This window comes from Edaphobacter modestus (genome assembly GCF_004217555.1).
GTDB classification, from domain to species: domain Bacteria; phylum Acidobacteriota; class Terriglobia; order Terriglobales; family Acidobacteriaceae; genus Edaphobacter; species Edaphobacter modestus.
Genome location: NZ_SHKW01000001.1, coordinates 1523684 through 1542992, shown reverse-complemented (window position 1 = coordinate 1542992; position 19309 = coordinate 1523684). Strand labels below are relative to the sequence as shown.

Genomic DNA, 19309 nt, shown 5'->3' with positions numbered 1-19309 from the left:
GTTAGGCCGCTCCGCGACTCAGAGTAAGTTCGTCGGCGAGGGTGACGAGTTTGCCGCGCTGTTTCATCGAAAGAGACGCGCTCTCCAGAATGCGAACTACTCGAAGGCCAGCCTGCCCTCCGGTGATAGGCTCCGCTCCTGTCTTGATGCAATCTGCGAAGTGCTGGATCTCGACTTTGAGTGCTTCCGATACATCCAGCTGAGGGGCGAACATATCACCCGAACGATATCCAACCAAGGCCTTGTAAAGAGAATCGGGTGTCGAGTTTACCGTGATTCCTTTGTCATAGACCTTGACCTTTTCACTGGGCTCCATGTCGTCATACACAATCATCTGCTTGTTGCCACCTACCAGCGTGCGTCGCACTTTGACAGGAGAGAGCCAGTTTACGTTCACATGAGCAATTACATTTTCTTCAAAGAACATAGTGATGTAAGCCAGGTTCTCGGTGCCACCGAAGACATGATTGATGCCTGTGGCTGCAACCGCGCACGGAGTCGATGGAAGAATATAGTCCATGATCGCCAGATCGTGAACGGCAAGATCCCAGATCACATCAACGTCCCGTTGAAAGAGGCCGAGATTGATCCTGGTCGAGTCGTAATAGAGTATTTCTCCCAATTGTCCGGAATCAGCAATCTCTTTGATCTTGCGTACGGCGCCGGTGTAGACAAACGTGTGGTCTACCATAAGTACGAGATTGCGGCTGGCAGCTTCGTCGATTAACCGCATTGCCTGCTCCGAAGTGGATGTCATGGGCTTTTCGACCATGACGTGTTTACCACTTTGTAAAGCCTGCAAAGCAAGGTCGTAGTGTGTAAAGACCGGCGTTGCGATCGCAATCGCATCGATCTTCGGATTGTTGAGCAATTGATGGAAGTCCGTCGTCGTTTCAACAGACGGATAACGGCTCTTAACCAACTTCAGCCGCTCCTGATTCATGTCGCTGACTGCTACAACCTGCGTCTCTGGAACCTCAAACAGATTGCGGACCAAGTTTGGTCCCCAGTATCCATAGCCAACTACTCCGAAATTCACCACGCGGACTCTCCCGGATTGCGTATTTTTTCGTCGAATTGCATACTCGTGCAAATCATTTGCATATTTTCTGCACTAGAACGACGTTCATGACATCACTTGCATGCTTTTGGAACTGCTGATTGCTGCAACGCAATCTTTAGGAGCATGTGAGCTTCCAAACATGTCGGCATGAAAAGGACAGGACGCAGATTGATCTTTCGGTCGGAAGCGATTAAGTCAAGGACGTCTTGCTCGATCGTGGCAGGCCGCCCTCTTTTATCTTGTACAAGAGCGTGCGGTAACTGATATCGAGTGATCGGGCGGTTTTTCTGCGGTTCCAATTGTGCGCTTCCAGCACACTCAAAATAATCTTGCTTTCAAGGTTTCGGATTGCTCGCTTGGTTTGAACCCTCAAGGGAGTTGTAAGATCGATCGCTTCAGAACGAGCCAACTGCTGTGGAGGTAGCTTCATCACCGACAGAACGTGATCCTCCCCACCTAGCACAACATATCGTTTGGCCATATTTTCAAGCTCCCGTGTATTGCCGGGCCAATGATACGACTCAAGCACTTTCATAAAGGAAGGGCTTGGCGGAACAGGATCTTTACCGAATTTCTCGCTATACAGTTTGACGAAATGACTCATCAGAATCGGCACATCCGTTACGCAGTCACGTAGAGCTGGCATCTGCATTCTCAACACGTTAATGCGATGGAAAAGGTCAGCCCGAAAGGCTCCATTTGCGATTTCGGCTTCAAGATCGCGATTTGTTGCACAGATCAAAAGAACATCAATAGGTCTCTCGTTCTCTCCACTAAGACCCATGAAGCGAAAATCCCGCAACATATGCAGAAGTTTGCTTTGAAGGGCAAGGTCTAACTCCCCGATCTCGTCCAAAAACAATGTGCCGCGATCGACTTGCTCTGCCTTGCTGAATAATTCCAGTTCGAAGAATTGATTCGATATTGCCGAACAATTTAATTTTAAGAACTTGTTCGCACACCGCGTGCTCATGTCGTGCAAAAGTTGGGCGGCCAATCCTTTACCTGTTCCACTCTCGCCCGTAATAAGCACAGGAATATTGGTCAGAGAGGCCTTCTGCAACTGGTCGCAAATCCGATAGATTTCCGGGGAGTTACCTATAAAAAAATCCCCCAGTTGACAGCCATGAATTTTAGACATTTTGGGTCTCAGGAAACACCATGCCAGCACGTAAAGTACCAATGCTGAGACGGTCGCCTATTAAGTTAATTTTCAGGAAAAATAAAGGATGGTAATTTGAATAGCATTACTCGATATTCGGGCAAGCTCGATGACTGAACATTGAATTTGTACTTCGAGACGCTTAGGAGACCCATCTGACCACGTCTAAGTATCATCCATTCGCAATCGATCTAGTGATCATCGGCGAAATTTCGTTTCGTTTTGCCGCTTGATTGGATGCGTGATTTTCCAGTTAAAATGGTTAACGGTTGCAATGTGCTGCACTAGTATGCCAACTCTTGCATTCATCGTTCCCTAGCTCTGCAGATGACAGGAAGTACGGCCTCCGAGGGGCTGAGAGTCGAGAGCAAAAAATATTTTCCGCGTGCATGCCATTATTCGCGTGAGATTTGAACATCGTGCAACCCTCCAGGCAGAGTTTTGGAGGTTACAGGACTGAGAAGATTCGTCTCATGATGTGAACATCCGCCGAGCCCTGTCAGACTAGTTAATTGAACGAGTGTTTGAATAAACTAGCTAGGCGTTCAGTGTGACCTTCGGGCCTCTATGGGAAAGAGGTTGAGAGCGATCACGTTCACACGTGCCGATTCTCCGGTCACAATCATTTAACCGTTCTGGCCTTCAAGATGGATCGTGGAATAGCTCGCATTTCCCGTTGACCAGGTCTTAGACAAGATCATACAAGCTATGACACAAACGTTGTGCGCTCGATCTCCGTAATCCGAAGCTCAGTGGACCGCATGGCATGCGACGGAAGCGAGACCCCGATGCTCTCCCAGGAAGCTAGCGACCTACTGCGGGAAGACGAAGATCACGTCATCCGGGTCATCTCTCGCACACCCAGACTCGATTTCGAGGCGGAGACTGCAGAAGAGCTCGACGCTGTCGATCGTTTTGTTCGCGAGCGCTACGGACTCACTCCGAATGAAAATATTTACGATCTTGTTCCTGCCAACGCGACGGCCGTCGACCCAGAGGGTGTGCCGAAATTCGGAAACGTCGGTGCGGCTAGCCGTAGACCGGCAGCAGCGAGACTTCGTGCCTGCGGAAGAACGCCGGGCTGGGGCAGCATAAGACTGCCTTCAAAGAAACGGGATGAACAAAGCGCAGACTGCCAGGTTCTGCCGATTGCCGACTGAGCGAAGGAGATCACACTTCCGAGGCTCTCTACGAATTGTTTCGGGACTGGCAGAGAACACAAGCTCAATCTTCTGTGACGGCCTTTCAAGGCCCGAGACAGCAAATGGATGTCTGATTCTGCCAAGTGCAGGAACCGATGCCGAGAGGCACACAGTGCGTGCTGAACATCCTGGAAATAAAGACAGTTGGAGCGAGCGCCTGCACCGGAATTGAGGGTGTTGTCCTCGCGGTCGAAGGGTGCCGGGTCGAGTGCGCGATGGACATTGTCCGCAATCCATGCAGAGAGGTAGCGCAGGCGGAACGCCATCGGGTAGGCTGACGACGCGGGCACTAGCTTCGGTAGAGGAGCAAGGATTCGTTGCTTCTCCCGTGGGAGAGGCAAAATGAGGGCACCGGAAGGAAGAGGGAGGGCAATGAAGCCGATTGATGTACACGAGCCTGGCAGGACCCGATTTTCCATTATCGCGGATGATCTGACAGGGGCATGTGACTCAGCCGTCGCTTTCGCTGAGCGTGGCCTTCCGGTGGAGGTTGTGTTGGAAGAGGGGACCGGCCCCTCTGTAGATGGCGTGTGGGCGATCAGTACAGAGAGCCGGGATCTTCCCGAGGATGCGGCTGTTGAGAGGACCGGCGCTGCCATGGTTGCGGCGAGGCAGGCTGCGGAGGTCTTCAAGAAGGTAGATTCGGTTTTTCGAGGCAATACTTTCGTGGAGATTCGCGCCGCGATCGAGGGTTTTCCTTGCGAGCTGGTGGTGATGAGTCCAGCTTACCCGGCGATGGGACGGGTAGTGCGAGATGGAGTATTGCGAATCGAGGGCGGTGGAGAGAGTCGCACGATCGATCTGTGCGAAGGTTTGCATCGTGCCGGCGTGAGAGATGTTTCTTTGAGGCGCGTCGGGCATGATGCCGGCTTGATGGGTGATGAACCGGTGGACAGAAGAAAGGCTGACCGCAGGCTTGTGCTGTGGGATGCGGAGTCGATGGCGGATCTGCATCGTACGGTGAAGGAGGCGCGAGACGCCGCCAGAAGCATTCTGTGGATCGGATCGGGGGGATTGGCTCAGGCCCTGGCCTCCGAGATCCCGCAGGCAGGGGTGGCGCGAAGAGTCCCTCCCGCCGAAGGGATCGTGGTCCTGTTTGTAGGTAGCGATCATAGCGTGACGAAGAGGCAGATCGAGGCTCTGCATGGAGCCGCAAAGGTGTGTGAGGTTCGGATAGAGGATTTTTCCGGGGTCCCCGCCGAGACTCAATTCGTGGTTCTGAAGGTGCATCGCGAATCGACGACGGTAGACCAGATCCGACTTGCCATGACGTTACTGCGTCCGCATGGAATTGCCTGCTGCGTGCTGACGGGAGGGGATACAGCGGCGATGGTATGCCGCGCTCTGGAGGTGGGTTCTCTGCGCCTCGTCGAGGAGTTCGCGCCGGGGCTTCCGGAAGGCATCGCCATGGGGGGATCCCTGGATCAGATTCCAGTTATTCTGAAATCGGGAGGGTTTGGAAAAGATGATGTTCTCTGGGGGCTCTCGAAACGGTTGATGAACAGAAAGGAGCCAGTGTGAGCGAACGTTTGCCAAAGATTGCCATTACCCTCGGAGATCCTGCCGGGGTTGGAGGTGAGGTCATCCTGAAGGCGTTAGCCGACCGAGAGATCTCTTCCTCAGCGGAGTTTCTTGTTCTCGGTGATCAGGCGGCGATTGAAGCGGCGCAGCGAAGTACGGGAGTCCAGTTTGATGCGCTGGGAGTAGAGTTCCGCGATTGCGGCGTTCTTGCGCCGGGGGAACCGATCGAGTATGGCGCGCTGCGCGCAGCGTATGGCAAGGCAGCGGTGCGGTATGTTCACGACGCGACGCTGATGTGCCTGAACCACGAAGTGGAAGCAATGGTCACCGGTCCCCTGAATAAAGAGGCGGTGACGCTTAACGGGATGCAGTTTTCCGGTCATACGGAGTACATCGCTGAGTTGTGCGGAGTGACGGGCTCGCGCATGCTTCTGGCAGGAACGAAGCTGAGCGTCGTTCATGTTTCCACCCACGTAAGCCTGAGGAACGCCTGCAACCTGGATACGTCGCGCATTATAGAAACGATCGAACTGGGCAATGAAGCTATGAAGCTTCTGGGAAAAGCCGAGCCGCGCATCGCAGTGTGCGGGCTGAACCCACATGCCGGGGAGCATGGTTTGTTTGGAACGGAGGACGAGGAGTTTATCAAGCCGGCGGTGGAGGCCTGTAAAGCTCGGGGAATCAGGTGCGAAGGACCTGTGGCGCCAGACACTATCTTTTTCAAGGCGGCGAGGGGATCCCACGATCTGATTGTGGCGATGTATCACGATCAAGGCCACATTCCCATGAAGCTGCTGGACTTTGAGGCTACGGTCAATACGTCCCTTGGGATTCCGATCATTCGCACTTCGGTGGATCACGGAACGGCGTTCGATATTGCGGGCAAGAATCTTGCGAGCGAAGCGAATATGAAGGCGGCGATCCGTATGGCTGTCACCATGGCCCATCATCGGCTTCTGCCAACGGTACAGGCATAGGCAAAGAGACGAGTGCGCGCTTTGGATCTGGCAGTGGTTGCGGCATACGCGTCGCCCGCAAGCAGAAACTACGGACAATTATTTATGGCAAATCGTTCGATCCCCGGGGGATTGCGTCCGCAGATTCGCGGAGAGTGTACATTTTTAAGAGAAGGTGAGGGACGCGGGAAGTGGTGGAGATGCGTCTGTCTGGTTTGGAATTCCGAATCGGATGCGACGCCGATGAGCCGTACCCTAGCGTCCGGAGGTTCGAACTCTCTTTTAGGAGCTGATTGGCAGGCGGATAAATCATTTCGTTTTACGAGACGGAGTCGAGTTTGGAAGACATACGCAAAGAGAGTTCCCGGGAATCGGCACCTGCGCTTCAACCGCCGGGTGCCTCCAAGGGTAGAGGGCGGCATCGGAGTCTGGAGGCCGAAGATGCGATTTTGAAGGCTGCGCTGTACCTTCTGGAACGCAAGCCGCTTCGCAAAGTGAGTGCAGACGCGATTGCCCAGAAGGCCGGTGTCAGCAAGGCGACGATCTACAAGTGGTGGTCGAACAAGAGTCTTGTTGCTTTAGATGCTTTTCTTGCAGGTATGACAGAGCGTGTCCCGATGCCGGATACGGGGTCCGCGGAGCAGGATTTTACGCGGCAGTTACAGGCCGTGATGGCGTTCTACAGCTCCCCATTGGGGAAACTGTTTGGCCAGTTTATCGCTGAAGGGCAGAGTGACCCCGATTTCCTTCATCTCTTCCGGCAGCGGTTCCTCTATACCCGGCGTGAAGCAGCGCGAATCATGTGGCGGCGTGGCGTGGATCGAGGGGACATCCGACAAGAGATTGATCCGGAGATCGTTCTCGACCTTATTTATGGGCCGATGGTGTTCCGTTTGCTGGCAGGACATGGCTCCCTGAGCGAGGAACAGTCTGCGATTATGGTTAAGACTATATTTAAAGGCCTACAGTGTTCCGAGGACAGACACCCAACACCGGATGGGGAGAATGGTGATCGGCCTTACGCGGGGAAAGATCGTGAGTCTTTCTCGGGGAGCAAGACGTCCAATACTAAACTGAGTGTCTAGTATTCTGGTATTGCCTGACTTGCGCAGAGCAGCCTATTTCGCCGAGTTGAATCTGACTGCTGGCATATTGTCGGTCGCTGGAAGTGTTTTTTCGATGGAGTTCCGATGTGGATTGTTCGACTTGCACTTAGAAGACCTTACACGTTTGTCGTGTTGTCTCTTCTTCTTTTTATTGTTGGTCCTCTGGTGGTGTTGCGAACTCCTGTCGACATCTTCCCGAACATTGATATCCCAGTCGTATCGGTAATTTGGAATTATGCCGGTCTTTCTCCGGAACAGCTTGGCGCTCGTATTGTGCTTCCGTTCGAGCGAAACCTGACGACGACCGTGAACGACATCGATCATACGGAGTCGCAGACGCTGAATGGCGTTTCGGTGGTGAAGGTTTATTTCCAGCCGACGGTGAATATCTCCCAAGCGGTAGCGCAGGTTACGGCGGTGGCGCAGACGGCTTTGCGGCAGTTTCCGCAAGGTACGACTCCACCGCTGGTGATCCAGTACAGTGCTTCGAGCGTGCCGGTCCTCCAGCTGGGTCTCTCGGGAAATGGCCTGAATGAGCAGCAACTGAACGACTTTGGACAGAATTTCATCCGGACGCAGCTGGCGACGGTCCAAGGGGCTGCGGTTCCTTTCCCTTACGGTGGAAAGCAGCGGCAGGTGCAGGTCGATATCAATACGCAGAAGCTGCAGGCCTTCGGACTGTCGGCATCGGATGTCGTCAACGCGGTCAACGCACAGAACATAATCCTTCCTGCGGGCGATGTGAAGATGGGGCACGTGGACTACCAGGTGGAGACGAACAGTGCACCGACCTCAATCGAGGCGCTGAACAATCTTCCCATCAAGACCGCGAATGGGGCGACCATCTACATTCACGACATCGGCAACGTACGCGATGGATTCCCGCCCCAGACCAACGTCGTTCGGGTCGATGGACAACGCGCATCGCTGTTGACGGTCATGAAGACCGGCAATGCCTCGACCCTGGACATCATCAAGAACGTTCGGGCTCAGCTGCCCTCCATTGGGGCGCAGCTTCCGCCCGCACTTCGCATTAATCCGATTGGCGATCAATCGGTCTTTGTGCGGGGAGCGATCAGCGGCGTCGTGCGCGAGGCTTTGATCGCCGCTTGTCTGACTGCAGCGATGATCCTTCTCTTTCTGGGAAGCTGGCGGTCGACGATTATCATCGCGGTCTCGATTCCTCTGTCGGTCCTCTGTTCGTTGTTAATGCTGGCCGCTCTCGGCGAGACAATCAACATCATGACCCTGGGTGGGCTGGCGCTCGCGGTCGGAATCCTGGTCGACGACGCTACGGTTGAGATCGAGAACATCAATCGCAATCTCGAGGAGGGTAAAGAGGTTGAGCAGGCGATTCTCGATGGTGCGGCACAGATCGCAATTCCGGCGTTTGTTTCGACACTGTCGATCTGTATCGTCTTCGTGCCGATGTTCTTCCTTGGTGGCGTCGCGCGTTACCTGTTCGTTCCTCTGGCGGAAGCCGTGGTCTTCGCCATGCTGGCCTCATACTTCCTCTCGCGAACGATTGTGCCGACCATGGCGAAGTATCTGCTTAAGCCGCATGATCCGGACGGCGCAGAGAAGGGAGCGAAGAGCAGAAATCCTTTCACGCGGTTCCAGCTTATCTTCGAGTATTACTTTGAGAAGATACGCAACTGGTACCATGGCATGCTGAACTTCTGCCTGGGAAATCGCGCCTTATTTTTGTTTTCCATCGTTGCGTTTTGGGTCGTCTCGATCGCCCTCCTGTATCCATGGCTAGGGCAGGACTTCTTTCCCTCGGTCGATGGTGGCCAGTTCAAGCTGCACGTGCGGGCGCACACGGGAACTCGAATTGAGGACACTGCCGCACTCTGCGATGAGATCGAGAACGTCATTCGACAAGAGATTCCTCCCTCCGAACTTGGAACGATCATCGATAACGTTGGCCTTCCTTACTCGGGTCTGAATCTCTCTTATTCGAACTCAGCCACGGTGGGGACCGCGGATGCGGACATTCTGGTTTCGCTTGGTGAGGATCACAAGCCAACCGGTGACTACATGCACACGCTGCGCGACAAGCTGACTGTAAAGTTTCCGGGTACTGAGTTCTACTATCTTCCGACCGATATGGTCAGCCAGATTCTGAACTTCGGCCTGCCTGCGGCGATCGACGTGCAGGTAATTGGACAGCAACTGAACCAGAACCGGGCGCTGGCGGCAAAGATGATGCAGCAGATCAGCCAGATTCCGGGTACCACCGATCTTCGCATCCAGCAGCCGTTCAACCTTCCAATGTGGAAGGTCAATGTCGACCGCACACGAGCTCAGCAGGTCGGCTACAGCCAGCGGGACGTGGCGAACAACTTGTTGATCGCCCTGAGCGGCAGCTTCCAGACTTCGCCGACGTTCTACCTCAATCCACAGAACAATGTCAGTTACAACATCGCGGTGCAGACGCCGCAGTATGACGTAAAGAACCTGCAGGAGCTGCAAAACTTCCCGATCTCGTCGTCGGGCGGCATGGCGCAGTCGCAGATTCTAGGCAACCTTGCCTCGATCGATCGTGGCGCGGAACAGGGCACTGTAAGCCACTACAACGCGCGACCCGTCATCGATATCTACGGCGCTGTGGAGGGAACGGACCTCGCGAGCGTTGCCGGCAAGATCAACAAGATTGTCGCAGACAGTAAAGGAAAGCTTCCTCGAGGAAGCGAGATCTTTGTGCGTGGTCAGATTGAGACGATGCATACCTCCTTTGTCGGCCTCGTCTCAGGACTGCTGTTCTCGATTGTGCTGGTCTACGCCTTGATCGTGGTGAACTTCCAGAGCTGGCTCGATCCTTTCATCATCATCTCGGCTCTGCCAGGTGCGCTCGCCGGCATCGTCTGGTTTCTCTTTCTCACAGGAACTCATATCAGCGTTCCCGCGCTGACGGGATCGATCATGTGCGTCGGCGTGGCGACGGCGAACTCAATTCTTGTGGTGAGCTTTGCGAAGGAGAAGATGGAAGAGGGGATGAACTCGACGGAGGCTGCGCTGACGGCGGGATTCACCCGGTTCCGCCCCGTCATTATGACTGCGCTGGCGATGATCATCGGCATGGTCCCGATGGCTCTGGGCCTGGGCGATGGCGGAGAGCAAAACGCGCCCCTCGGTCGCGCCGTGATCGGAGGCCTGCTGCTGGCCACGTTCGGCACGCTCACCTTCGTGCCGACGTTCTTCGCCTTTATGCATCGAAACGATCCGCTGCTGACGAACGATCAGGGCGTCACTGCGGACGAGGATTATCTATGAGCGTCGCGAGAAAGACCGCTTGCAGCAATTCCAGGAACAAGAACTTACAGGGAGAGAATCGATGAGCGGCGAAGAGCAAAAGAGGCAGCAAGCGGCGCAGGGAGGTGCTGAGCCGCACAGGGAGAGCGCGCATCGCGCGGATGCCCGGCATGAGCCTCCGCCGGTCTCACGCGGTTCTCTGGTTGCGATTGTGGTGGTCGTTCTGTTGATTGCGGCGGTGATTGCGGTAGTTGGAATTCTTCGCCGCAAGCACAGCAGCGCGGAACTTACGAATTACACCAGCGGCACCGCTGCTCCGCCGGTCACGCTGGAGACACCGAAGCTGCAGCAGAACGCCTCTGAGATCGTGCTTCCCGGCAACATGCAAGCCTATACGCTCGCTCCAATCTATGCGCGGACAACGGGGTATGTGAAGGTCTGGTACCACGACATTGGTTCGCGCGTTCGCAAGGGCGAATTGCTTGCGGTGATCGAGACCCCGGAGCTGGATCAGCAACTCGCCGCCTCTAAGGCAGACCTGGCGACGGCCGTGAGCAACGCCGGCCTGGCCAAGACGACCGCTGAGCGATACAGCGACCTGGTCGGCAGCAACGCTGTCTCGCAGCAGGATACGGACAATGCGGTGAGCCTGTTGCAGGCGAGAAGCACTGAAGTTGCATCTGCGGCGGCCAATGTACGACGGCTGGAGCAGCTCGTCTCCTTTGAGCGGGTTGTGGCGCCCTTTGATGGTGTAATTACGGCGCGCAACCTCGATACCGGCCAGCTCATCACTGCTGAGGGAAGCACGACGACTGCAGGCGCGGGCACGGTGCGCAGCAGCCGCGAGATCTTCGATATCTCCGCCATCGATACCCTTCGTGTTTTCATCAATGTGCCACAGATCTATGCACCGGATGCGCGGAGGGGTGTTACGGCGACATTGACTTTGCCGCAGTATCCTGGCCGCGATTTCAAGGGCAAGCTGGTGCGTACCGCGAACTCCGTCGATCCTGCGACTCGCACGCTGCTGGCTGAAGTCGACGTAGATAACCGGGCAGGCGAGCTCTTGCCTGGCAGCTACACGCAGGTGCATCTGAACGTATCGAGGGCGGCCATGGCGTTGATCGTTCCCGTGAGCTCACTCATTCTGGAACCGGATGGACTCCATGTTGCCACGGTGGATGAAAATCATCGCGCACATATCCTAAACGTGACGCCGGGGCGCGACTTCGGATCGACGGTTGAGATTCTGAGCGGTCTGAAAGAGGGCCAGCCGGTCATCTTCAATCCTCCGGACTCGCTGACGGAGGGCGAAGAGGTACGAGTGGTAAATCCGGTGCAACACCATCCGGCTCCGCCGGAGGAGGCTCACCGATGAAGTCCGGCAGCATCACGAAGTTGGCTGCCTTGCTTGGGACTCTGGCGATAGCCGGATGCAAGGTAGGGCCGAACTATAAAGTCCCTGCCATGCCCGCGCCTCCTGCGTACAGCGACGACGGACACAATGGTGCGTGGACGGCCGCCAAACCGGCTGACAGCACGACGGATCGCGGAGCATGGTGGACGATCTACGGCGATACAGAACTGAACGATCTGGAACAGCGATGCGCTACTTTCAATCAGAGTATTGCAGCGGCACTTCATGCCTATGAGCAATCGCATGATCTGGTACGCCAGAGCAGGTCGGCACTTTATCCAACCGTTGGGATCGGTGCTTCAGCGATCCGGAATCGTATCTCCAGCACGCGGCCACTGCGGCCCGCGAATGCAGCCCAGGACTACTGGGATTTTCTGATTCCCCTGAGCATCTCCTGGGAGCCTGACCTTTGGGGGCGAGTTCGCCGTCAAATTGAATCGAACACGGCGAATGCACAGGCGTCTGCTGCGGATCTTGCCAATACTCAATTGAGTCTGCAGGGTCTGCTGGCTGTAAGTTACCTCCAATTGCGCGGAGTTGATCTTCAAGCACAATTATTGCGAAATACGCTGGATGCCTTTACGCAAACCCTGAAGCTTACCGAGGACAGGCTTAAAGGAGGATTGAGCACGGAGAGCGACGTGGAGCAAGCGAAGACTCAACTGGAGCAGACGCGAGCACAGTTGATCGATCTCGGGGTAGGACGGGCGCAGCTGGAGCATGCAATTGCCCTGCTTGTTGGAGCTCCCGCAACGGGATTTCATATTGCCGAGCGGCCGCTTGCCGGAGATCCTCCCGCTCTTCCGACGGGAATTCCCTCGGAGATTCTGCAGCGAAGACCGGACATTGCAGCGGCGGAGCGGCAAGTGGCTGCGGCGAATGCGCTGATTGGGGTCGCGAAGTCTGCCTACTACCCCACGATCGTTCTGGGAGCGAGCGGTACCGTCGAAAGCAGCCAGCTCAGCCAGCTATTCAACCCGGCAAGCGCAGGGTGGAATGCAGGGCCCAGTGCAAGCCAGATCTTGTTCGATGCTGGCCGAAGACGAGCTCAGGTCGATTTTGCCGTGGCGCAACGAGAGCAGGTGACCGCGCTCTACCGGAATCAAGTGCTCTCCGCTTTCCGCGACGTTGAGGACCAGCTCTCTGCTTTGCGTGTGCTCGAAGAAGAAGCTGCGGTACAGAATAGAGCCGTGGAGGCTGCGAGGCGAAGCACGCAGCTTTCGACCCTTCGCTATAAGCGCGGACTGGCTCCTTACCTTGAGGTACTGACGAACCAGACGATCGAGCTGACGGCTGAGCGAGTTTCTGCTTCCCTGGTCGCGCAGCGGATTGTGGCAAGCTCTCGCCTTCAGATCGCGCTGGGTGGAGGATGGAGCTCGACGCAGCTGCCCAAGAATTGAGCGGGGTGCGCTGGAGAGGAGACCTTTGCAGCGAAGATGGCGCAGCTATAAATTTGCGGAAGCCAATCTGCAATCCAGACTGGCTTCCGCTTTGACGTATTCCTACCCGTTCTGACTTGCGGGATGTATGGTGCGGTAACTTGCGTTGCCTTTGGACCAAACAAGCAGGAGCAGGTCTTTGCCGGAGGCACTCTGGTGGACCTGGTCGACGAATTGGCTTGCAGACGAGGTGGGACGACGGTCGACCTCGAGGATGACGTCCCCGGGCTGCAGGCCGGCATCTTCCGCGGGACTGGCTGGGCGAACGTTCTGGACAACGACGCCGTGAAGCTGATCGGGCGCATTGATCTCCTGTTTTACGTCGGGCGTCAGGTCGCTTACAGCCAGACCGAGTTTTCCACTCTGCGGCCTGTTTCCATCCTCGTTATCGGCTACATCAGTGTTCTTTTGGAACTTTCCGACTACAAGGTTGACCGTCATCGGCTTACCATCGCGAAACACCTCGAGCGAGATGTTGGTTCCCGGGGTGATCTGGCTTACTGCAACCTGGAGAGCGCTTCCATTGGGTATCTTCTTCCCGTTGATCTGAGAGATGACGTCGCCGGTGTGCAAGCCGGCCGTACTCGCAGGGGAGTCCGGGGATACCTGGGAGATGATGGCTCCGGATGCCTGCTGCAGATTGAAGAAATGCGCGTTTGCGGGTGTGACATCGTTGAGGCTGATTCCAAGGTAGCCGTGATCGACCTTGCCGTTCTTCATCAATTGCTCGGCGGTGGAACGAACGATCTGCGAGGGAATTGCGAAGCCCGCCCCGGCGAAGGAACCATTATTGGAGATGATGAACGTGTTGATGCCAACAAGTTCACCGTGGGAGTTGACGAGTGCCCCACCGGAATTACCGGGATTGATCGCGGCATCGGTTTGAATGAAGCCCCCGGGCTTGCGGGGATCGTCGGAGTAGGGGTTCGGACGATCGACTGCGCTGACGATGCCACGGGTAACGGAGAACTGGAAGTAGCCGAAGGGACTGCCGAATGCGAGTACGGTCTGGCCGGGCTGCAGTTTACTGGAATCGCCCCAGGCGATGCTGGGAAGATCGCTTGCGTTAACTTTCACCACAGCTAAATCGGTCAGCTTGTCGGTTCCGACGAGCTTCCCTGTAAGGACGCGTCGATCGTTCAGAGTCACCTTAATCTGGGTGGCGCCATCGACCACGTGACCGTTGGTTATGATGTAGCCATCCGGAGAGATGATGACTCCGCTGCCGATACCATGCTCGGTCTGCGGCGGCTGTGGTACGCCTCGGCCGCCGAAAAACTGCGCGAAACCAGGAGGGAGACCCTGCTGCGGATCGTCAGAATCCGCGGTGTCGTGCTGCTGTCCCTTGCTGGTGACCGCTATATTGACGACGGCCGGGGTGACGCGTGAGGCAACCGACTCCATCGCCTGATCGAGTGCCGTAAGAGCAGAGACGTTGTGGTCGTCGAGCGGCGATGCGGTGAAGGCAGCGGCATGGACTCCCCCGTTACCGACAAAAAATGCAGCTCCAAGAGCGAAGCTCCCTGCAAGGGCTGCCGGAAGGGCGAATTTCCTAGCCGTAACTACTAAATGATTAGTTGATGCGGGCATAAATAGCGACTCCTAGACGCAAATGAGTGGTTAGAGTTGAATGATGAGCCAGCCGTCCTCGACAGGAACGGCTGCATAAGCAGTGGCGGTGGTCTCCGAAACTGCAAGCACTGGCCGGGGCGATACAGAAGCTGCCTGCCAACCCGTAAGAACGATCCATCCCTGCGGCTTTGGCTTAGGCGCCCGATGAACAGTCTTGATCATCCGGGTATGGCGTGGCTTTTTCGCTGGGGGAGCGGTCAGGTTTGACCGAGACTCAGGCTCGGGCATAGTTGCCTTCACCAGTGTCGGTGAGAAATCCCGAACATGAGTGACGGGGGTCGAGACGGCTGTCACGGGCATATCTGGTTGAGCTGCCGTGGACGCTTGAGGGGAGAAGCTAATCAGCGCGGGGCTGTGCGCCAGAGTGACCGCACCTCCAAGGAGGCCGGTTATCAAAACTCCGATCACGATGTTTGCCGGGGTGTGGCTCATCGTGTTTTCAGGTTTACTCAGAATGCGATGAACGCGCCGACCTAATTCGGACTGTCTTTCCCATGCTCCGAGGGCAAGAGAGGCGCTGCGTCGGAGCAAGGAGTGTTCGGCGAGATTGGTCAGGCAAACCGCATATGTTTTGCGGACATGGGTGGAGTCGAGGACGCGATCGTCGCAAGCAAGCTCGCGTTCGAGACAGAGGCGGCGCTCTACCCAGAAGAGGACGGGATCGAGAGGAAAGAGAATCAGGGCTATCTTCTGGATGAGATTGGTCCAAGCGTCGCCGCGGCGTAAGTGCTCTGATTCGTGCAGGAGGATCTGTTCGAGTTCCTGCGGGGAAAGGCTGTGGAGCAGCGCAGAAGGCAGGAGAATACGAGGGCGGAAGAAGCCGACGACGCTCGGGCGATCTACCTCGGAGGAGGTGCAAAGCTCTACCGTCCTGCTACTGCCATGGAGAAGACCGGTATATCTCGAGTCGGAGGCGAGTGGTATTGCAGCGGCTGCAACACGTCGTAGTTCGATGGCACCCCTAACCAGGCGAATTGCCCGTGTGAGGGAGAGCGCAGCCCATACGGTTGCGATCACGATGCTCCAGTAGGCACTGAGATGAATGGAGGTGGCGGATGCAGGGTTGGGGGAGACCAGACTGTCCCTCAGCTGGGGAAGAAAGTGGAGCGGCAGCACGGCGAAGAGGACGGCGAGCCAGATGATAAAACGGGCAGCCGGTTTTATCCCGGGAAGAAAACGCAGGCAGATTCCGACGAGAGCTGCCAGGATCACGCCTTCTACGATTGCATTGACTAAGGAGGTCGCCGCAGTGGCGGACAGCGCCATGATCGTATTGAGTTGATGCTCCATGGATTAGCTGTCCTCCTCGTCGGGAGTGGCTGCGATGGCTTCTTTGAGTCGCTTTAGTTCTTCGGCGCTGATCTCATCGTCGCCCAGGAGAGAGAGCAGTAGCCTCTCCCGTGAGTTGCCGAAGAACCGGTGGAGAAGCTGGCGAACTTCGCTTTTGCCTGCGTCCTGCTCCGCTACACAGGGGCTGTAGAGGAAGGCACGTCCCTCCTGACGGTGGAGAACATACCCTTTTTTCTCGAGAATGCGTATGGTTGTCAGCACCGACGTGTAGGCCAGGGGAGTGGTATCCGAGATTCCCGATACGAGATCGGATACGGCGGATTCACCACGTTCCCAGAGAACTTTCATGAGTCGAAGCTCGGCTTCCGTTAGCGTGTTGGATCTCTTCGGTGGCATATCGTGCAGTTATGGGACGAACAACTAATGAATTAGTTATCACGGAGTCCAAATTTCCGCAGGGCTATCAGCCAGGAATCCGACAATCGCTGGGAGAGGGCTGATTTGCGCCTATTTCGGAGACATTATTGGGTAGATCTTGACTAGCTCGCCTCGCGTCGGCTCAGCATTGTGAGCTGCTGTCGGCTGGGAGCGGGAAGAGATGTTCACGAGCTGGCCACTGGAGAGCGTGGAAGAAGCGCAATCCGTGACGTGCACACGAAAGATCTTCCCGTTCCTTCGGTGCGACGAAGTTCCCCTCGCGCGGGCAATTAAAGGTAGTGGGTCATTTTGAACTGACCCACTACCCAATTAAACGAGCACTCGCCTTCGTGAGCGGAATGAGGTAGGGTGGATGAAACTTTAAAGCACGTTGGATTGCGCTCTGCGCAACCAGGACAATCTTGTGCTGTCGCGAGCGGAGATGAATAAGACAAAGATGCGAGGTGCGGTACTGCTGTGGGGAACGATGGCAGGAGTGCTTTGGATAGGGCGAAGTCTCTCTCCTTATGCTGCAGAGGGCCAGGCGGTCCGCGCGCAGAGTCCAGAGATGAATGCCCACATTGAGGCGGGAAACACGCAATTCCAGCAGAAGTGTGCGTTCTGTCACGGTCGCGATGCCGGTGGGGGCGAATCGGGCCCCGACCTGACGCGTTCGAAACTGGTTCAAGACGACGTGAACGGGAATAAGATTGCGGAGCTTGTGCGGACTGGACGTCCAGGAAAGATGCCACCCTTCGATCTTGCTGACCCGGATATGAAAGACCTGGTCGCGTTTATCCATGCGCAACAGCAGAAAGCTGTAAGTGCGGGACAGAGAAAAGGTGTGGATGTGTCAGATCTGCAGACCGGCAATGTAACGGCGGGTAAGCAGTATTTTGAAGGAGCAGGAACCTGCTCGAAGTGTCACTCGGCAACCGGCGATCTGGCTCACATCGCCACCAAATACCAAGGTTTGAAGCTTGAACAACACATGCTCTATCCGCATGAAGCGAAAAGTACTGCAACCGTCACACTGCCTTCTGGCGAAAGCTTGCGAGGGCAGGTCGAATATCACGACGAGTTTACGCTCGGTATTTTTCTGGCAGACGGAACCTACCGGTCATGGCCTGTGAACAGGATCAAGTACAAGATCGACGCTCCGCACGAGGCTCATGCGGAGCTCTTAAGCAAGTACACGGACGACGATATTCACAATCTAATGGCATATCTGCAGACGTTGCGCTAATCGTGCTCAAAATCAGAGAGAGATCTATGAATCGACGGAAAGATGCGATGAGATTTGCAGCGTATATTCTGGCAGTCATGCTTGGATCTGCTGGGTTTTCTTCCGCAGAGGGCCCCGATCAGGCTATGCTTCTAAAGCCAGGAGCCGATAGCTGGCCTCTTTATCATGGCGATTACACGGGCCAGCGGCATACTACCCTCACTCAGATTACGCCGCAAAATGTGAGCAATCTGAGCCTCGCCTGGGCCTTTCAGACCGGGTCGCAGGCCGGCCTGAAAGCGTCGCCGCTGCTGGTCAACGGAGTCCTTTACTTCACCGTACCGGACAATGTCTGGGCGATCGACGCACGCTCCGGCCATTTACTCTGGCACTATACCTATCCGCCCAATAAGGGACTGCACATCGGTCAGAGAGGGGTCGGAGCATACAAGGGCTCAATTTACTTCCTGTCACCAGATGGGCACCTACTTTCGCTCGATGCGAAGACGGGAGCGGTTCGTTGGAATGTCGAGGTAGCCGATGTTGCGAAGGGTTACTGGACAACGATGTCTCCTTTTGTAGTGGGCAATCACGTGATCATCGGTGTTTCCGGCGATTTCGATAACCTTCATGGATATTTGAAATCCTTTGATCCTGAGACAGGCAAAGAACAATGGCACTGGGACAGCACGCCTCCAGAGCTGACAGGTGGCATGACGTGGATGACGGGGACCTACGATCCAGAGCTCAACCTGATCTACTGGGGAACCGGGAATCCAACGCCTGTTTTGACGGGGGCGACGAGGCCAGGTGACAACGCAAATACATGCAGCATCGTGGCTCTCAATCCTGATACCGGAAAGCTGACCTGGGCCTTCCAGGTCTCTCCGCACGACACGCATGACTGGGATGCTGCTGAGACACCCATGCTGGTGGATGGCACTTTCAAGGGACAAGAACGCAAGATGCTGATGCAGGCGTCGCGCAATGGATACTTCGTTGTGTTGGACCGCACCAACGGAAAGAACCTTCTCACGGTGCCGTATAGTCCAGTGAACTGGTCTCTCGGTTTGGATAAGGACGGGCGTCCGATTCCAAATCCTGCGAAGGAGCCAACTCCAGATGGGCGATTGATTGCTCCCGACGAGAATGGCGCAGCGAACTACCGTTCCCCAAGCTTTGATCCAAAGACGGGTTTGTTCGTGGTCAGCGCTCGCGAGGCATACAGCATTTATTTTTCGAAGCCAGCTGACGGAACCTATGGCTGGGCTGGTGCCGACTATAGTGTGTGGACGAAGGGCGTAATTAAGGCGATTGATTACAAGACAGGAAAGATTCGTTGGACGCACGACATTGGCGAAAGCGCGACTGCCGGAGTCTTAACGACCGATTCCGGCGTAACGTTTACCGGAGACTTTCACGGCAACGCGCTGGCGCTGAACACTACAGATGGCAAGACTCTTTGGCACGCGAACACCGGAGCAATCATTGCAACCTCTCCAACGAGCTATGAACTGGACGGCAAGCAATACGTTCTGATCGGCAGTGGTGGCGTTATGTTCGCCTGGACTCTGCCAGGCGACTCAGTTTCAAAATGAAGCTTCGAATTTTTACTGAAACTAAA

At 55.7% G+C, this 19309-nt stretch carries 15 protein-coding genes; 10 read left to right on the top strand and 5 right to left on the bottom strand.

Annotated features, from left to right (window positions below; translation table 11 throughout):
- Window position 1 precedes the first annotated feature (1 nt).
- Together BDD14_RS06500 and BDD14_RS06495 are read right to left on the bottom strand one after the other, a co-directional pair.
- Window positions 2-1042: a Gfo/Idh/MocA family protein gene (locus BDD14_RS06500; RefSeq protein ID WP_130418094.1), complete on the bottom strand. Its 1041-nt coding sequence runs from the start codon at window positions 1040-1042 to the stop codon at window positions 2-4.
- 211 nt (window positions 1043-1253) lie between these two features.
- Complete coding sequence (locus BDD14_RS06495) at window positions 1254-2204, bottom strand: sigma 54-interacting transcriptional regulator (RefSeq protein WP_130418093.1); 951 nt, start codon at window positions 2202-2204, stop codon at window positions 1254-1256.
- Window positions 2205-2986: 782 nt separating this feature from the next.
- Between BDD14_RS06495 and BDD14_RS06490 the strand changes: the two genes are divergently transcribed.
- The 8 genes from BDD14_RS06490 (at window position 2987) to BDD14_RS06455 (ending at window position 13082) form a co-directional block, all read left to right on the top strand.
- Window positions 2987-3385: a hypothetical protein gene (locus tag BDD14_RS06490; RefSeq protein WP_130418092.1), complete on the top strand. Its 399-nt coding sequence runs from the start codon at window positions 2987-2989 to the stop codon at window positions 3383-3385.
- Between the two features lie 137 nt (window positions 3386-3522).
- Window positions 3523-3705, top strand: a complete 183-nt coding sequence (locus BDD14_RS06485; RefSeq protein ID WP_130418091.1) for a hypothetical protein — start codon at window positions 3523-3525, stop codon at window positions 3703-3705.
- Window positions 3706-3799: 94 nt separating this feature from the next.
- Window positions 3800-4948, top strand: coding sequence for a four-carbon acid sugar kinase family protein (locus BDD14_RS06480; RefSeq protein ID WP_165419944.1), 1149 nt, complete (start codon window positions 3800-3802; stop codon window positions 4946-4948).
- Window positions 4945-5925 carry a 4-hydroxythreonine-4-phosphate dehydrogenase PdxA gene (pdxA, locus tag BDD14_RS06475; protein ID WP_130418089.1) on the top strand — a complete coding sequence of 327 codons (981 nt, stop codon included), beginning with the start codon at window positions 4945-4947 and terminating at the stop codon, window positions 5923-5925. Before BDD14_RS06480 ends, pdxA begins: the two co-directional genes overlap by 4 nt.
- A gap of 317 nt (window positions 5926-6242) precedes the next feature.
- The gene (locus BDD14_RS06470; protein WP_130418088.1) at window positions 6243-6989 is read left to right on the top strand and encodes a TetR/AcrR family transcriptional regulator; all 747 of its coding nucleotides are present in this window, start codon (window positions 6243-6245) and stop codon (window positions 6987-6989) included.
- A gap of 105 nt (window positions 6990-7094) precedes the next feature.
- Entirely contained in the window at window positions 7095-10286 is a 3192-nt protein-coding gene (locus tag BDD14_RS06465; protein ID WP_130418087.1) for an efflux RND transporter permease subunit, read from the top strand.
- 61 nt (window positions 10287-10347) lie between these two features.
- On the top strand, window positions 10348-11643 hold the full coding sequence (locus BDD14_RS06460; protein WP_130418086.1) for an efflux RND transporter periplasmic adaptor subunit: 1296 nt from the start codon (window positions 10348-10350) through the stop codon (window positions 11641-11643).
- Entirely contained in the window at window positions 11640-13082 is a 1443-nt protein-coding gene (locus tag BDD14_RS06455) for an efflux transporter outer membrane subunit (protein ID WP_130418085.1), read from the top strand. The genes BDD14_RS06460 and BDD14_RS06455 overlap by 4 nt, the downstream gene beginning before the upstream one ends.
- Before the next feature lie 102 nt (window positions 13083-13184).
- Here the strand turns inward: BDD14_RS06455 and BDD14_RS06450 are convergent, their stop codons facing one another.
- Genes BDD14_RS06450 through BDD14_RS06440 form a run of 3 tightly spaced genes read right to left on the bottom strand, consistent with a single transcriptional unit; the run spans window position 13185 to window position 16439 of the window.
- Window positions 13185-14711: a Do family serine endopeptidase gene (locus BDD14_RS06450; RefSeq protein WP_130418084.1), complete on the bottom strand. Its 1527-nt coding sequence runs from the start codon at window positions 14709-14711 to the stop codon at window positions 13185-13187.
- Window positions 14712-14741: 30 nt separating this feature from the next.
- Window positions 14742-16043, bottom strand: coding sequence for a M56 family metallopeptidase (locus BDD14_RS06445; RefSeq protein WP_130418083.1), 1302 nt, complete (start codon window positions 16041-16043; stop codon window positions 14742-14744).
- A 3-nt stretch (window positions 16044-16046) separates the two neighbouring features.
- The gene (locus BDD14_RS06440) at window positions 16047-16439 is read right to left on the bottom strand and encodes a BlaI/MecI/CopY family transcriptional regulator (RefSeq protein ID WP_130418082.1); all 393 of its coding nucleotides are present in this window, start codon (window positions 16437-16439) and stop codon (window positions 16047-16049) included.
- 463 nt (window positions 16440-16902) lie between these two features.
- Here BDD14_RS06440 and BDD14_RS06435 point away from each other — a divergent pair, with 463 nt between their 5' ends.
- Window positions 16903-17706, top strand: a complete 804-nt coding sequence (locus BDD14_RS06435) for a c-type cytochrome (protein ID WP_130418081.1) — start codon at window positions 16903-16905, stop codon at window positions 17704-17706.
- A gap of 26 nt (window positions 17707-17732) precedes the next feature.
- Entirely contained in the window at window positions 17733-19283 is a 1551-nt protein-coding gene (locus tag BDD14_RS06430; RefSeq protein WP_165419943.1) for an acido-empty-quinoprotein group A, read from the top strand.
- Window positions 19284-19309: the final 26 nt, after the last annotated feature.

Excerpts from the sequence above, each read along its gene's own strand:
- BDD14_RS06495 (WP_130418093.1), bottom strand. The coding sequence starts at position 2,204 with ATGTCTAAAATTCATGGCTGTCAACTGGGGGATTTTTTTATAGGTAAC.
- BDD14_RS06490 (WP_130418092.1), top strand. The coding sequence starts at position 2,987 with ATGGCATGCGACGGAAGCGAGACCCCGATGCTCTCCCAGGAAGCTAGC.
- BDD14_RS06485 (WP_130418091.1), top strand. The coding sequence starts at position 3,523 with ATGCCGAGAGGCACACAGTGCGTGCTGAACATCCTGGAAATAAAGACA.
- BDD14_RS06480 (WP_165419944.1), top strand. The coding sequence starts at position 3,800 with ATGAAGCCGATTGATGTACACGAGCCTGGCAGGACCCGATTTTCCATT.
- BDD14_RS06465 (WP_130418087.1), top strand. The coding sequence starts at position 7,095 with ATGTGGATTGTTCGACTTGCACTTAGAAGACCTTACACGTTTGTCGTG.
- BDD14_RS06460 (WP_130418086.1), top strand. The coding sequence starts at position 10,348 with ATGAGCGGCGAAGAGCAAAAGAGGCAGCAAGCGGCGCAGGGAGGTGCT.
- BDD14_RS06455 (WP_130418085.1), top strand. The coding sequence starts at position 11,640 with ATGAAGTCCGGCAGCATCACGAAGTTGGCTGCCTTGCTTGGGACTCTG.
- BDD14_RS06450 (WP_130418084.1), bottom strand. The coding sequence starts at position 14,711 with ATGCCCGCATCAACTAATCATTTAGTAGTTACGGCTAGGAAATTCGCC.
- BDD14_RS06445 (WP_130418083.1), bottom strand. The coding sequence starts at position 16,043 with ATGGAGCATCAACTCAATACGATCATGGCGCTGTCCGCCACTGCGGCG.
- BDD14_RS06440 (WP_130418082.1), bottom strand. The coding sequence starts at position 16,439 with ATGCCACCGAAGAGATCCAACACGCTAACGGAAGCCGAGCTTCGACTC.
- BDD14_RS06435 (WP_130418081.1), top strand. The coding sequence starts at position 16,903 with ATGAATAAGACAAAGATGCGAGGTGCGGTACTGCTGTGGGGAACGATG.
- BDD14_RS06430 (WP_165419943.1), top strand. The coding sequence starts at position 17,733 with ATGAATCGACGGAAAGATGCGATGAGATTTGCAGCGTATATTCTGGCA.